The organism is Acidobacteriota bacterium (genome assembly GCA_016208495.1).
Lineage (GTDB): Bacteria > Acidobacteriota > Blastocatellia > Chloracidobacteriales > Chloracidobacteriaceae > JACQXX01.
Genome location: JACQXX010000127.1, coordinates 30,374 through 45,583, shown reverse-complemented (window position 1 = coordinate 45,583; position 15,210 = coordinate 30,374). Strand labels below are relative to the sequence as shown.

Sequence of the window (15,210 nt, the reverse complement as noted above, 5' to 3'; positions counted from 1 at the left end):
GGGTTCGGGGTTCAGGGTTCAGGGTTTTCGAAAGCAGGCGAGGTTCAACGCAATAGTGCTTTTACTTCACCTTGTTCCCTTTTCGTCCTTTTCGTCCTTTTTGTCCTTTTTGTTTTTTTCATACCCGGAACCCGGAACCCCAAAATGGTCATCAATTATGCAAAAATTAGCCGAAATCTGTGTCAATCGCCCGGTTTTTGCCACCATGCTGATCCTGGCACTGACGGTGGCTGGTGCATTTTCTTACTTTTCACTGGGAGTGGATCGTTTCCCGAAGGTAGATTTTCCGGTCATCACGGTGACGGTGGCCAATCCGGGATCGTCTCCGGCTGAAATCGAAACCGAAATTACCGATAAGATCGAAGCTGCGGTCAATACCATCAGTGGAATCAAAGAGTTACGATCAACTTCGGTTGAAAGTGTGTCCCAGGTGTTTATCCAGTTCAATCTGGATAAAAACTTTGACGTCGCGGCTCAAGAAGTTCGTGACAAAGTGAATCTGGTCATTTCCGATCTTCCCAAAACGATTGAGACCCCGACGGTTCAGAAGTTTGAAACCAACTCTTCGCCAGTGATGCAGGTGGCGGTGGCAGCGCCTCGACCACTGGTGCAGGTAACCGACATCGCCAAAAAGTTGATCAAGGAACGGATCGAAAACATTCCCGGAATCGGACAGGTCCGCATCATCGGTGGCAACAAGCGCGAGATCAAAGTCCTGGTCAATCCAGACCGAATGCGAGCCTATGGTGTATCAGCCGTCGAAGTTGTCGAAGCGGTTCGCCGCCAGAATCTTGAAGTTCCAGGTGGCCGAATTCCTCAGGGAAGCCAGGAATTTACCCTCCGCACCCTGGGGAAACTGCTGGAAGTGCCAGATTTTGAAACGATTCCGGTCATCCAGCGCGGTGACTTCGTGGTGCGACTGCGCGATATTGCCACGATTGAAGACGGTACTGAAGAACAACGCTCGCTTTCGTTGCTCAATGGCCAGTCAGCCGTAACTCTTTTGATTTCAAAGCGTTCTGGTGAAAATACTGTTGCCGTGATTGGCGCCGTCAAAGAGCGGTTGGAAGAAATCCGCCCAACCCTTCCCTCTGATGTCACCTTTCAGATTGTTTCCGACCAGTCGGTTTTTGTCGAAGCCGCCGTGAATGATGTCAAAACCCACCTTTTTGAAGGCAGCCTGCTCGCCTGTTTGATTGTATTTCTGTTTTTGTGGCGATTTGGGCTCACACTCATTGCCGGGATTGCCATTCCAATTTCAATCATTGGAACTTTTGCCCTGATGGCGGCCTTTGGATACACGCTCGACATCATTACCCTGCTGGCATTGACGCTGATGGTGGGTGTGGTGATTGACGATGCAATTGTGGTGCTTGAAAACATCGAGCGATTTATCCGTGAAAAAGGCTTTGCGCCATTTCCGGCAGCCATCGAAGCCACCCGTGAGATTGGACTGGCTGTACTGGCCACGACGCTTTCCTTGATGGCGGTGTTTATTCCAACCGCGTTTATGGGCGGTATTGTGGGCCGCTTTTTGGCGCCGTTTGGATTGACCGCCGCCGCTTCGGTCGGCATCTCGATGCTGGTGTCATTTACCCTGACACCGATGCTGTGTGCTCGGATCTTAAAACCACATTCCAAAGAAGATGGACACGAGGCAAAGACTCCGGCTGATCGCTGGTTTGGCCCGGTTGAGCAGTGGTATACACGGCTGCTGCACTGGTCTATGACCCATCGCAAAACAGTGATTGCCGTCTGTGTTCTGGTCATCGTGTCGGTGGTGCCGATTGGTGGAATGGTGGGCGGTGATTTTATTGCGCTGGATGACGAATCACAGTTTGAGATCAACCTCCGGATGCCTGAAGGCACCACCTTGGCCCAGACCTCAACCCTGCTGGAGCGAGTTGCCACCGATTTGCGCGCGCTTCCCGGTGTGACCGACACGCTGACCACAATTGGAAGCGGTGAACAACAGGAAGCCAACAACGCCTATATCTATGTCAAGCTGCGTCCAATCCACGAACGCGACGCCTCGCAGGCCGAACTGATTGTCAAAGCCCGCGAGTTGCTGGCTCGCTATCCGAAAGAGTGGCGAACCAGTCTGCAACCAGTGCCTCCGTTTTCAGGCGGCGGATATCGCAATTCGACCGTTCAATATGTTTTGAACGGTCCCGACCTGGAAAAGCTGGGACTGTATGCCGACACCCTGAAAGAACAGCTCAAGAAAATTCCAAACCTGGTGGACATTGACTCAACGCTCGCACTTGGGCAACCCGAAGTCCGGGCCGTGATTGATCGCCAGCGTGCGGCTGACCTGGGTGTGGCGGTCGAAGACATCGCCACGTCACTCAATATTTTTGTGGCCGGAGTCGAAGCGTCGCGGCTGACCCGTGGAAATGACCAGTTTGAGGTTCGCGTGCGGGCGCTTGAAGCCCAGCGCATCAAGCCCGAGCAACTGGCCCAAATGACGGTGCCTTCAACCCGGTCCGGAGCGGTGCCTTTGGAAAACGTGGTGTCGTTTGTTGAAAGCCGCGGGCCCGCCGTTATCGAACGTCTCAACCGGCAACGTCAGGTGACCCTGCTGGCCAACATTGCGCCGGGCGGGTCGCTGTCAGAAGTTACCACCCAGATTGACCAGGTTTTTGCTGGTCTTGAGTTGGAGCCAGGATATTCGCGAGTTCTCGCGGGCGATGCCAAAGAACTCAATGACGCTGCCTTCTATTTCGTGCTGGCGTTTGCCCTGACCTTTATCTTTATGTACATCGTGCTGGCAGCCCAGTTTGAATCATTTATCCATCCGGTCACTATTTTGCTCACGCTGCCGCTGGCGATTCCCTTCGGTTTGCTCTCGCTTTTGGTCACCGGGCAGTCACTCAACATTTTTTCAGGACTTGGGTTGCTGGTGCTGTTTGCCGTGGTGAAGAAAAACGCCATTTTGCAAATTGACCACACCAACGGCCTGCGAGCCAAAGGAATGGATCGGCTGGCAGCGATTTTGCAGGCCAACCGCGAACGCTTGCGGCCAATCCTGATGACAACCATTGCCTTTGTGGCTGGCATGTTGCCGTTAATTCTGGCAACCGGCCCTGGCGCTGGAACTAACCGCTCAATTGGCGTCCTGGTGGTTGGCGGGCAAACGCTCTGTCTGTTGCTCACGCTGGTGGTCGTGCCGGTGTTTTACTCAGTGTTTGACGACTGGGCCAACTGGGCAGGCTGGAAACAAATTGGCGAAGTGTGGGTCCGTTTCTTTTCCAGTTCTCGAAAACCAAAGGCGGCTGAAGCGTTGAAAGTCACCACTGGTTTGATTCTGGCGCTCTTCCTGGTTTGTCCACCAGTGACTGCCCAGGAACAAAACGGCGCGACACGAGGATATGGGGAAATTATGTCTATCCCCCAACCCCTGGCCCCCAGCCCCCAGCCCCTCGTTGGGTCTTCAAGACGCAAACTCCACATCCCTGGCCTTGTGCTGGCTGGGTTGACACAACCTCAAGCAGTTTCACCACTTCCAGCGACATCAGTGGTGTCTCCTGAACCACACCTTGAACCACTTTCGTTGACGCCGGAGCGAGCCATCGAACTGGCCGTCAAGAACAATCTTCAGACAATTCTGGCCCAGGAGCAGCGCCAGGAAGTTCAGGGCCGGGTGTGGCAATCGCTTTCGGCCCTGTTGCCCAATGTCTCTGGCCGGGTTGGTCGGTTGAATACCTCGGTCAACCTGGCGGCTCAAGGATTTCCGCCTGAGTTGCTGGCGGGTCAGTCGGCGGTGTTTGCCTATGACACGTTTGACGCTCGACTGGAGCTGGTTCAAAACCTGTTTAGCCTGTCAGCCATTCGACGGTACCAGAGCAGTCAAATTGAAAAGAAAATCGCTGATTCCCAACTGGTATTTGCCAAAGAACAGGTCACAAATGCCGCGCTCCTTGGATATCTGGAGCTTGTCCGGGCTGAACAATCTGTCAAAGCCGCCCAGGCCAATGTCGAACTCGCCCGTTCCCTGCTCAAACTGGCGCAAAACCAGCGTGATGCCGGGCTGGCAACCGCTCTGGATGTCGTCCGGGCCGGGACACGACTTTCTGATGAAGAAGTCAAACGGGTCCAGGCTGAAACCAATGCCGAACGCGCCCGGCTGGGCCTGCTCCGAGTTACGGGGTTACCACTTGATCAAAACCTGGTGTTGACGAGTGAACTCCGGTATTTGCCCGAAACGCTCCCGGAAGAACAGAAAGCGATTGAATCAGCGCTCACCGAACGGCTGGAAGTTCAAATTGCCGGCCACGAACTCAAGCGTCAGGAACTTGACCAAAAAGCTTCGCAGGCCGACTGGACCCCATCGGTCGAAGCCGTTGCCGATTATGGGCTGAGCGGTCCGCGCCCAGGTCAACTGACGCTGCCAACGCGTACTTTTGGCGTTCGGGTCAACGTTCCAATTTTTGATGGTGGTGCCACGTATGGTCGAATCCTGGAAAGTACCAGTCGCAAACGGCAGGCACTGGCTCAACTGGCGGATGTCCAAACCCAGGTCAAACAGGATGTTCGGCTGGCCGTCAAGACGCTGGCCCTGGCTGGAACGCAATTAACCAGCGCCGAACAGGGGCTTTCGCTGGCCCAACGTGAACTGGAACTGGCTCGTGAACGCTTTGAAGTCGGCCTTGGCGACAACATCGAAGTCACCAATGCCCAGACCGCGCTGGCCAATGCCCGTGATGCGCGCATCACGGCGCTCTATCAGTACACCGCCGCCCGCATCAATCTGGCGGCAGCCCTGGGCCGAATTGAAGCCTTTCAGTGGTAACTTTGAATAAAGAATTGAGAATGAAGAATGAAGAAAGTGGTTAGTGGTTAGTGGTTATACCAGTTTGTAGTCAGTAGTCAGTAGTCAGTAGTTCACTAAGTTCATTTTATTGAATGACTTGACTGTTTTCTAATACGACCGCTTCATTCCAAAATGGTATAACCACTAACCACTTTCTTCATTCTCAATTCTCAATTTTCTCTGGGTTGTCGCTCAAGAAGTGTTGATATGATCTGGTCAGCCATTGATTTCCAGAGATGATTTCCTGGAGCTGGTCATGAGCGATTTGTATTTTCTGCAATCGAGTATCACCCGACTCAGCCTGTGCCTGATGGAGTCGCCAGAGTGCCAGTTCCGCTTTTTTCTCATTTTCAAGGAAAGGCGTGCCGGCCAGCAATTCCGCAAATCTGGTTGATGCCTCGATAACTGACTGCATTGGCTTGCGTTGTGCCCACAGGTGGTTGAGTTCCAAATTGTAGCTTTTCACGATCAAAAACAGGATGTTTGGATTGGCTGGCTCAGCCGCAAGCGCTTTGGTGAAAGAGGCTCTGGAATTTGCAAACGCCTGGGTTGGCGTTTTTCCATTTCGAATGGCGATTTGTGCCTCAAGCAGCTCCAGATTGCCCAGGGTTTGGAAATAGTCTGGAGTGAACGATTCCGGAAGGAGTTCATATTCGACTTGTTTGAATAGATTGCGGGCAGTTCTCAGATCCGGTGAAAGATGATTCAGGATTTCAAACTCGTTCCGAGCTTTGGTGAATTCAATATACCCCGCCAGATAGACCTCAGTTGGTTTTTCGCGTGACAAGGCATGTAATTTTTGCTTTGCTTCGGCGGCGAGTTGAATCCAGGAACTGGCATCTTGACCTCGAAGGATTTCAAATGTGGCTCGTTCCAGGTAAAGCGTTCCAACGGCTTCGATTGCACGCAGGTCAGTCTCATTGACCTGCAATGCGCGTTCAACAAGCGATATGGCCTGCCGGTAAAAAAAGAGTGGTGAGTTGCCGCGTTGCCATTCCTGATGAGCCTGTTCGGCATAGGCCCCAGCCAGTGTAATCAATGACCTGATGTGGGTTGGATTATGCTGAAGAGACGCCTCCAGTGCCATGATGAGTTGTTGCTGGGCTAATGTATTATCCAGGCCATGCCGTCGTTGGTACAAATCCAGCAAGAAATACGCCAATCCAAGATTATAGTGAAATAGAGCCTGGTCTGGTTTTTGGTGGATGGCCTGTTCCAGATATCGAATTGAGTTCTGAAGAAAGGGTGTAACATCCTGCTTTAAATCATTGGCGTTCAAACCTTTGATGTACCAGATGCGGCCAATTGTGGCATTGGCATCGGCGAATTGAGGATTGATTTCGAGCGCTTGGGTGGCGGATTCCAGGGCGTCGTCAACCAGTTTTTCAGATTCGGTAAACTGTCGCCAAACGGCCAGAATATCTGCCATTCGCCATTTGCATCGGGCTTTGGCCAACCACACCCGTGGATTATCAGGTTGAACCGCCAGCGCCTGATCACAAATCAGGATTGTCTGTGCAAACTGTTGGCGAATTTCGGTATCTTCGCGGGTTTCAAAGGCATTGCGATACACAATTGCCTCAAAAACCGAAGCCGCACAATCAGCTTTTGATTCAAAAACCTGGGGATGGCTCCGGCTGATTTCAGTCGCCTGTGCATACGCCCCGTGGGCCAGTTGAAACTGCTCAAGTGACTTCTCAATCTTTTTTAAAGCGAGATATTCATTGCCCTGGGTTCGATGAATATCGCCAATCAAAAGCACTGCCTCAGAAAACCAGGGTCTTTGGACCAGTGCTTCCTGAGCTTTCTCCAGGGCCTGGGGATAGTCACGCCGATAAAAGGCAATCAATCCTCGAACATAGGCGGCTTCTTCGGTGCGCATCCAACCGCCAGAATTGGCGTAGGCTTCCAAATGTTTTAAAGCTGGAACCGCATAGGTTTCCTCAAGTCCTTTCAAGCGCTGCTTCCGTTCTCGTTCGGATTCCGCCGGGACCTGCCGGGCCAGTTCACGCCGAAAAAATTCGCCGAGTGTGCGACCAAGGGCATAATCCAGTTCAGGGCTTTTCATTCCGGCATTTTCGGCCACCTGCAGGTGGGTATTTGCCTGATCATAATCAGTGAGTGCTAGATAGGCCCGCCCCAGTGCATAATTTCCAACCCCTTCAGCCAGACTACCTGCTTCTTCGATGCGTTCCTCAAGGTGTTTCAGGTGTTGGCGAACTGCCTGCTGCTCTGCCCGTACATCGTGGGCCGGCGACATATATGCCAATCGAAGGTTGGTCTCAATCTGTTCGGCTTCAGAGATAAACATTTGAGCCAGTTGGGCTTGCTGGCGGGTTCGCATTTCATTTCTGAGGGCAATTCCAGCCATCCCGGTCATCAACAAGAGCGAAGTAACCGCGATGCCAAACGCCAGTTTGTTTTTCAACAGCCGTTTTTTGATCCGATAGAAAATAGTCGAATAGCGGGCGGTAATCGGCTCACCATCCAGATAGCGCTGCAAATCTCCAGCCAGATCCAGGGCTGAGTCATAACGGCGTAACGGCTCTTTTTCCAAACACTTCATAACAATGGTTTGAACATCAGCCGGAATCTGGGGCACCAGATTTCCAATCGGAACCGGATCGTGATGGATGACCTTGAGCACCGTTTTGATTGCGTTTTCAGCCTGGAACGGAGGGCGACCCGTGACTAATTCATAGAGCGTGGCCCCCAGGCTATAGACGTCAGTTCGCCGGTCCAGATGATGGATTTCCCCACGTGCCTGTTCGGGCGACATATAGGCTGGAGTTCCCAAAATCGCCCCCGTTTCAGTCATTCCATCCGCGCCTGCTTCGCGTGCTAACCCAAAGTCCATCACCACTGGCCGGAGGCTGCCCTCATCGGTTGTTTCAACTATGATATTGGCTGGCTTAATATCGCGGTGAATGATTCCCAGCCGATGTGCGGTGTGGAGGGCTTCGGCCACTGTTTTGATGACAAACACTTTCTGGCTCAGAGTCATTTCTTTGTGGGCGTCATGCAGGGACTTTCCAGTAATAAACTGCATCGCGATGTAGGTTTGCCCGTTCACCTCGCCAACCTCAAAAACTTTGCAGATATTTTCATGCTCAATGCGGGCCTGAGCGCGGGCTTCGAGTTTAAAACGTTCTTCGAGTTGACGGCTTCCGCTGCGAATAAATTTCAGCGCAACGGTACGGCTAAGCTGTTTATCCCAGGCCAGATAGACACATCCCATCCCCCCTTCGCCCAGTCGGCCCAAGAATTCATATCGATCCCAATTCTCAACTGGAAAAGGATCTTCAATCGGCGGGTAAGGGTTGGGGTCAGTCAGCGTTTTGGGCTGAAGAGTCAGTTCCCCATTGGGCAGACTGTCTTCCAAAAAGTGAGTTGGCCATCGGGAGACACCTTCCTGGTTCGCATCGAAACTCCCTTCAGCTTTCATTTGCCGAAGCAGCGACTGAACCTGGAACTCAGAAATAATTCCCTGATCAATGAGAGGATCTACCTTGGGTCCATATCGAAAAGGGGTGTCTCGATTGAGATTGGCCGCCGGAATGGTGATGGTAACTGGTTCAAGAAACACCGAGGCTGGCACCAGGCCCTGATCAACGGCGCGCTGCAACAGCTTATCTTCCCAGGTGAGCGATGCCATGGGAATGACCTCCAGAGGGAAATTGTGCCGCCTGCCTGGGTTTCCACGGCAATTCTGATTTCAGTCAGAAAACTCCTCACCTGTCAGGAAAAGTTTTCCAACCGCAAGCTAAATCCCAGGCTTCACTGAGCTGAGGATGTTTCGTCAGAATTGAATTTGGATTTGAGTGATGGTTCAAACCGAATATGGTTTCACCGGCAGACTGTTCCTGCCTGAAACCCAATTTAGGGTTGTTTTATTGCAACGCCTAAATACCCGGTTTGCAATGAGTTTGAAAAAGTGAAGGAAAAATCGGGTGGGACGACGCGTGTGACCAGCATCTGAAAAAACGCTCGATTGAGGCTGGGGCGCAATCCGTAGAAGGTTGGATCGGCAAACCCACAATCGAGGCAAAACCGGCCCAGTTCAGATGGTTTTATAAAGAGATGATAGACGTGCATGTGAGGCGGTGTATTTTTGACAAACCATTCAACGCCTTTGATAACCACCAGCCAGCTCAGCGGATTCCGGTTAAACGTTGAAAAGAAAAACATTCCGCCGGGTTTGATGACGCGCGAAGCTTCGGCGACAACCTGTTTTGGGTCATCAACATGTTCCAGAAAGTCCATTGAACAAACAACGTCAAATGATTGATCCGGATAGGGCAACCGGTACGCATCTCCCTGGTCATACTGAACTGTTCCTGTTGTGTCATAGAGTCGGGCCACGGCCAGGCTTTCAACTGACTGGTCAAGGCCCACCACTCGAAATCCGGGCTTCGCCAGTAAATTGGTTAAAAAACCGCCACCACATCCGATATCAAGAACCGATAACTGACTGGTTTCAAAGTGGTTCTGGATTTGTTCAACCATCCAGGGGTTGCGTAGCGCGGCTTCGGCCCGCAGCAGCGCCACCGGATCGTCCTGAGCCGTGTACCAGCGTTCGCCAAGTTGATGATAGATTTCATTGTTGACCGCTACGCGGGGTTGTTGCGGCATATCCAGTTCCAATAAACCGTCTGATAGATTCCAAAAACGCCAGTGAGCAAACACTGGGCAATGAGCATGATTTTCAGCGGAACACCCGCCACAACGGCTGGCAATCCAAGTGGATTACTGGCACTAACACCCGACCAGAGGGCTGCGATTGCCACCAAAACCAGGGGATGAAAGGCAAACAACACCGCATGGAGCCAGTGTTCACCTGGTTCGCAATATCTGGCATGGACAAATTCATCCTTGGTCACAAAGATCGTCGAAAAAAGGGCCATGCCGATAAATGGACCAACTGTCCGTGGGCTGTACTCAAATGAAAGGGCATACCCATAGCAGGCCAGAACGGTCAACGTATCGAGCGGATGTCCAATCCGTTCCCAGCGTGGGATTTCACGCCGGTAGTGGAAATAAAACTCATCCACCAGGATCACCACAATTTGAACTGAAAAAATAAATCCAATCAGAAATAGCATCTTTTTCGAATTAAGAATTAAGAATTAAGAATTAAGAGCTAGATCATTTATTATCAATAGCTTGAGATACAAGTGAATCCAACGTAGTCTAAAAAGCGGAGAAAACAAACTTTTGGCTGTAAACTCATGAATATATTTGAGTTATAAAATTGTTCCCACAGGAACTTTTTTGCTGAAAAACAACTTCTCAATTCTTCATTCGGCCTGTTTTTCCATCACAGTGCCGCACATGGTCAGGCCCGGACCAAAAGCGAGGCTAACAATCATTGTTCCAGATGGGACTCTGTCATCTTTTAAAAGCCGCTCCCAAATATGCGGCAGGGTTGCTGACGACATGTTTCCACATTCCGCCAGCACCTGCTTGCTGGCGGCCACCTGGACTTCGCTTAATTTGAGTAAGGATTGAATATCCGCCACAATCTTCGGGCCTCCCGGGTGAATAGCAAAGCGAGCACCTGATCTGAGCCCTTCGGCGTCAAACCCAGCTTTTTGGGAAAGTACTTCCAAAAATGCAGGCAGGGCACGGGCAATCAGTTCCGGAACGGTTCGCGCCAGCGTCATGTGCATACCCCACTCTGAGCAAACCCAGGTCATGGCATCGGCTGAATCGGGAAGAATTTGTTCGTGCTGGGCGAAAACCGTGAGGTGTGGTGACCCAATCACAGTTTCAGGTTCAAGATTGACCGCCGAATACTTGATCAACCCATCGGCAAACAGGCTTTGGATGACAAGCTGTTCAATGGAATGGAGGGCCGGATTCAGGTGCAGAGTACAGAGTTCGGTGTGAACCACATCCACGCGGGCACGGGTGTTTCCTTCAAACCGTTCACGGCTCAAAAACCCACCTGCGAGCCGCAACGTTGGAAACGCTGCATAACACCCCATATGGTAGGCGTGGGTGACCCGTGTGATGGTGCTCCAGTGACGTTTTTCAACCAGTTGTTGGGCACAGCTTGGCGCTAAATACCCGGTGCAGGTCACATGGATCAGATCGGTTGGAGGAGAATCAGCGAGGGGGAAAAACTCGGCAAAGGCCGTGGTGGCAATTTCCTGAAAAAAAGCCATGCGATCCTGGGCAACCGCTCCGGTCGGAGGCTGGTCACTCCCAAAAATTCGCATGGCTGATTGATCAAAATGGAGAAAATCTTTGAGCGCGTGTTGTCTGGTGACGACGGCATCGGCTCGATGGTTTAAACGCCGCAACAAGCGTTGGATGTGAGCCTCAAATCCGACCCGATCAAACGCCTCTTCGCGGTGGTGAATCTTCTCTTGCGCGTTGGCATGTGCCCAACCCAACCACCCGGTAATCGTTGCCTGATCACTGACAAACCCTGGTTGAAGATGATGAAAGTCTTTCAGGGCAAAGCGGAATCGGGGTTGAAATGTAGGGTTCGGGGTTCGGGGTTCGGGGTTCCGGGTTTTCATAATTCTGAGATTGAACAACCTACCAAATACAGGGTTTTCACTTTGGATTTGTCAAATAAGACTTCTTCCAAGGCCACTTTAGATATCAACAGACTGGTTTGATGTGTACCTGTAAGAAGTACCATTTTTCATCTCAAGTTTCGAACCCTGAACCCTGAACCCCGAACCCTAATCAAGTTTCGAACCCTGAACCCCGAACCCTGAACCCTGTCTTAAAAATTGACCTTCAGCGCAAACTGCAACTGACGGGCTGGAAAGGCGTTGGACGGCTGTCCGGCGCGTTCATAGAAAAAGAGCACTTCGCTGACATTGGTTCGGTTAAACACGTTGAACGCCTCGAAGATGAACTCAATGTTGGCGCGTTCGTTGGGTGGCAGGAAGAATTTCCGCGCCAGCCGGAAATCAACCGAGGCGTAGCCCGGCGTGCGATAGAAATTCCGGGCCAGATTTCCAACTGACCCCAATGGCGGCAGAGCCAGCCCAACTTTACCGTCCGGTGACGGGAAGGAACCTGCCGTTCCGAGCGGCACCACGTTTGGTCGAGCGGTGCTGGCGCTGTTCACCGATGTCCGGTCATCATTGGTGAAAATGTTGAATGGGCGACCGGAAGACAGTTCAATAATCGGTGAAAACGTCCAGTCGGCCAGGAAGTAGTTTAACGCCCCGCCATCCTTGCGCTTGAATGGCGATTGGAACACGCTGTTAAAGACAAACCGGTGGCGCTGGTCAAAGTTTGAATTTGACCGATCCTGACCCGGATTGCTGTTATCCTGTGGTTCCTGCTGGGTCTGAATATCAGTTGAATCATCAATCGCATGTGACCATGTGTAGGAACCCAGCAACTGGAAGTTGTTGGAAAAGCGCTTGTTGACGTTGACCGTCAGCGCGTGGTAGACCGAACTGCCGCTTGATTCATAGTTCTTCACGTTGAAAAACGGAATGAACATCCCCGGCACCTGTGGCAATCCAAACGCCGCTGCCAGTTGGCGAACCGTCACTTCGGGCAAGCCTTGAGCCTGGGCAAAGGCAAAGTTTGGACCCGTGGCTCGGAACTGATTGAAAATCAACTCTCCGCCAGGACCGACAATCTGGGCCAGCGCAAACAGTGGACTGGAACGATCACCAGCCAGACCTCGTCGGAACTGGAACAGCAAGTCCTGGTTGGCCTGATTGATGTTTCGCGGACGCAGCAACTGTGAGCCTTTGATAAAGCTGTAGGTCACGCCCAGGCCGATGTCGGAGGTGAGCTGACGTTCAACTGAAAGATTGGCCTGCCCGGTATAGTCATATTTGAAATTGCGGGACAGGTGCAGCGTTTGCGGCAAAATCGGCGAAATCTGCAGCAAGGTGGCCTGATTTCCCAACGCCGGATTGAATGGATCAAACCGTTGTTGCCCCTGCAAGTAACCTGGGACTGTGGGCCCCGGACCAGGGGTGATTTGAGCGCCCTGGAACAAATTGACGCCGCCAACCAGTCCCGGCACGGCCAGGAATGGAGATTGTGCCCCATCATTGACGTCTGAAAGGAAGGACACGCCCAACAGTGGCCGGCCATAAAACAGCCCGTACGCGGCTTTGATGGCCGTTTTTCCATCCTTGAATGGATCCCACGAAATCGCGATGCGCGGGGCCACGTTGTTATAATCACGGGGCAATCCCTGCTGGATATTGAGGTAATCTTCCGCGAGTCGGTTCAATTCGGTTACGGCGGGGAAGGTCTCGGTCAGTTCCACGTCATATCGAACCCCATAGTTCAACGTCAGGTGCGGCGTAATTTTCCAGCTATCCTGGACAAACGCGCCGATTTCCGGGTTGTTAAACACGCTGGTTGGGTCGCCAAACGACTGAACAAACGACTCAGGAAAACCCAATCCATAGGATTGAACTGGTGAAAACGGCGGTGCGTTGGCTGGGAACTGCAGCGAGGCCAGCAAGGGATCGGTCACCAGCAGGTTGTTAAACGAATACAAACCGCTGAAATTTACTTCAAACAAAGCGTTTGTTTTGACGAGGTTATAATCCACTCCGAACTTGATGGTGTGATCGCCTCGAATCAAGGTCATATTGTCGGTGGCCTGGAAGCGTTGTTCGGTTCGAAACACCGGCGAAAACGGCTCACGGCCAAATGAGGCAAATCCAGAGACTTCAACGGCAACGGTTGAGCCTTGTGGACCATAGTTCAACCCGCGTCGGGCATACTGGAAACGGGCTTCGTTCACATACGACGCCCCGGTGGTCACGTTTTGAGCCACCAACGAGAAGTCACGCGACCCGGTAAAACCGGTGCGCGAGAGGGCATTGATCCCGGTTGGCTGGTTTTGACCATTTGACGGTGTCCCGGTCACGGTTGTTGAAGTAAAACTTCCCCGGACAAAGAAATTGTTATTGTTGTTAAACCGATGATCAATGCGCAATGACGGGAAATAGGTCTTTTCCGACTGCGGATAGTTCCCCAGCAGTGAGCGCAGTGCCACGTAGCTCCCTGGAAGAGGCACCCGCGTGGCTGGGAATATTGGCAGCCCGGCCAGAGTGCGGCCAGTCAGCGCCACGGTTGAAGCTTCGCGCGCCAGACCAAAATAGGTCGCACGCGTGGCAAACGGCACGGCTGAGTTTTGGACAAATGCCTGTTGAGCAGGTGTCAGCAGGGCCGGAAATGGCCCAACCGCCGCCGCCAGATCACCGGGGGATACTGCCGACAACCCGAAATTGTCATTCCCAATCTGGTTGAAACCCGTTTCCTGACGCTGAGTGGCTTCAAAGGCAAGGAAGAAAAAGGTACGGTCCCGTTTGATGGGGCCGCCCAATGTAAACCCGCCCTGGAACCGGGTGGCCGGATAATCTGGATCAAGGGAAAACGGGTTTCGGGCTGAAACTGATTGATCGCGCAAAAAGGCAAAGACATTGCCGTGAATGTCATTACTGCCGGTCTTGCTCACGATATTGATCACGGCGGATGAGGCGCGACCAAATTCGGCGGCATAACTGTTGGTCTGAATCTGAAATTCCTGGACGGCTTCTTGTGAAACCGTGGCCCGCACGCCGTTGGTGGCGTTATCAGTGGCATCGGCGCCGTCAATTGAAACGTTGTTGGCCCGCGCGCGTTGACCACCGAAGTTCAACCCTGAGGTCGGCGCCGGACCCAGCGACGGCTGGTTGTCACGCGTGGTTGTCGAGGTGAGCAGCGTGAAGTTCACATAGCTGCGGCCATTTGACGGTAAGTTGTTGATGGCGGTCTGGTTGATGGTTTCGGCCACTGACGTTCGACCGGTTTCAATCAGTTGCGTGGCCGTGACGGTAATGACTTCGTCGGTGACGTTGCCAACCTGCATGACAACTTCAAATTTTGCCACCTGACCGATGGTGAGGGAAATATCCTGACTCAGATACTTGGAAAACCCCTCGGCTTCGGCGGCAATTTCATATTTGCCGGAAGGTACGGCCAAAAACTGATAGGTGCCGTCTTCTTTCGACGTGGTTTCACGGGTGTACCCGGTTTGAGGATTGCGGAGCGTGACTTTGACACCGGCCAGTGCCGCACCATTTGGGTCAGTGACCTGGCCGAGTAAATCCGCAGCGTTAACCTGAGATTGGGCGTAAATTGGGGTATTGCAGACCGGGCTTACCAAACACCCGAGCACCAGACACAGTACCCACGTTTGGACATACCTGCGCATACAAGCTTCGTCTCCCTTCAAATTCTTAGTGAGATTGGAAAATCCCTTGAAAAAATGACCTCTGAATGCGGCGAAATCAGACAGAAGAGCGGGTGAAACAGACTTGATTGGCTGTGCCACGAATCAAATTGGAATTGAACTGATGACCAATGACCGAAAGGTCGCAAATGCGGGAAAATGAACAAATTGGAACGAT

The 15,210-nt window shown here is 52.2% G+C and carries 6 protein-coding genes; 1 reads left to right on the top strand and 5 read right to left on the bottom strand.

The window, feature by feature from the left end; all coding sequences use genetic code 11:
- Nucleotides 1–157 precede the first annotated feature (157 nt).
- Complete coding sequence (locus tag HY774_25915) at nucleotides 158–4,792, top strand: efflux RND transporter permease subunit (protein ID MBI4751937.1); 4,635 nt, start codon at nucleotides 158–160, stop codon at nucleotides 4,790–4,792.
- Nucleotides 4,793–4,976: 184 nt separating this feature from the next.
- On the opposite strand, the gene HY774_25910 is transcribed toward HY774_25915, so the two are convergent.
- The 5 genes from HY774_25910 to HY774_25890 all read right to left on the bottom strand — a co-directional run bounded on the left by HY774_25910 (nucleotide 4,977) and on the right by HY774_25890 (nucleotide 15,014).
- Nucleotides 4,977–8,468 (bottom strand): protein kinase, encoded by a 3,492-nt coding sequence (locus tag HY774_25910; GenBank protein ID MBI4751936.1) that lies wholly within the window; start codon nucleotides 8,466–8,468, stop codon nucleotides 4,977–4,979.
- A 224-nt stretch (nucleotides 8,469–8,692) separates the two neighbouring features.
- On the bottom strand, nucleotides 8,693–9,445 hold the full coding sequence (gene ubiG / locus HY774_25905) for a 3-demethylubiquinone-9 3-O-methyltransferase (protein MBI4751935.1): 753 nt from the start codon (nucleotides 9,443–9,445) through the stop codon (nucleotides 8,693–8,695).
- Complete coding sequence (locus HY774_25900; protein MBI4751934.1) at nucleotides 9,424–9,915, bottom strand: hypothetical protein; 492 nt, start codon at nucleotides 9,913–9,915, stop codon at nucleotides 9,424–9,426. The genes ubiG and HY774_25900 overlap by 22 nt, the downstream gene beginning before the upstream one ends.
- Before the next feature lie 195 nt (nucleotides 9,916–10,110).
- A complete protein-coding gene (locus HY774_25895; protein MBI4751933.1) occupies nucleotides 10,111–11,340 on the bottom strand; it encodes a type III polyketide synthase in 1,230 nt (409 codons plus the stop codon).
- A 212-nt stretch (nucleotides 11,341–11,552) separates the two neighbouring features.
- Nucleotides 11,553–15,014: a TonB-dependent receptor gene (locus HY774_25890; protein MBI4751932.1), complete on the bottom strand. Its 3,462-nt coding sequence runs from the start codon at nucleotides 15,012–15,014 to the stop codon at nucleotides 11,553–11,555.
- Between the last annotated feature and the right edge of the window lie 196 nt (nucleotides 15,015–15,210).

Excerpts from the sequence above, each read along its gene's own strand:
- HY774_25900 (MBI4751934.1), bottom strand. The coding sequence starts at position 9,915 with ATGCTATTTCTGATTGGATTTATTTTTTCAGTTCAAATTGTGGTGATC.
- HY774_25910 (MBI4751936.1), bottom strand. The coding sequence starts at position 8,468 with ATGGCATCGCTCACCTGGGAAGATAAGCTGTTGCAGCGCGCCGTTGAT.
- HY774_25915 (MBI4751937.1), top strand. The coding sequence starts at position 158 with ATGCAAAAATTAGCCGAAATCTGTGTCAATCGCCCGGTTTTTGCCACC.
- HY774_25895 (MBI4751933.1), bottom strand. The coding sequence starts at position 11,340 with ATGAAAACCCGGAACCCCGAACCCCGAACCCCGAACCCTACATTTCAA.
- ubiG (MBI4751935.1), bottom strand. The coding sequence starts at position 9,445 with ATGCCGCAACAACCCCGCGTAGCGGTCAACAATGAAATCTATCATCAA.
- HY774_25890 (MBI4751932.1), bottom strand. The coding sequence starts at position 15,014 with ATGCGCAGGTATGTCCAAACGTGGGTACTGTGTCTGGTGCTCGGGTGT.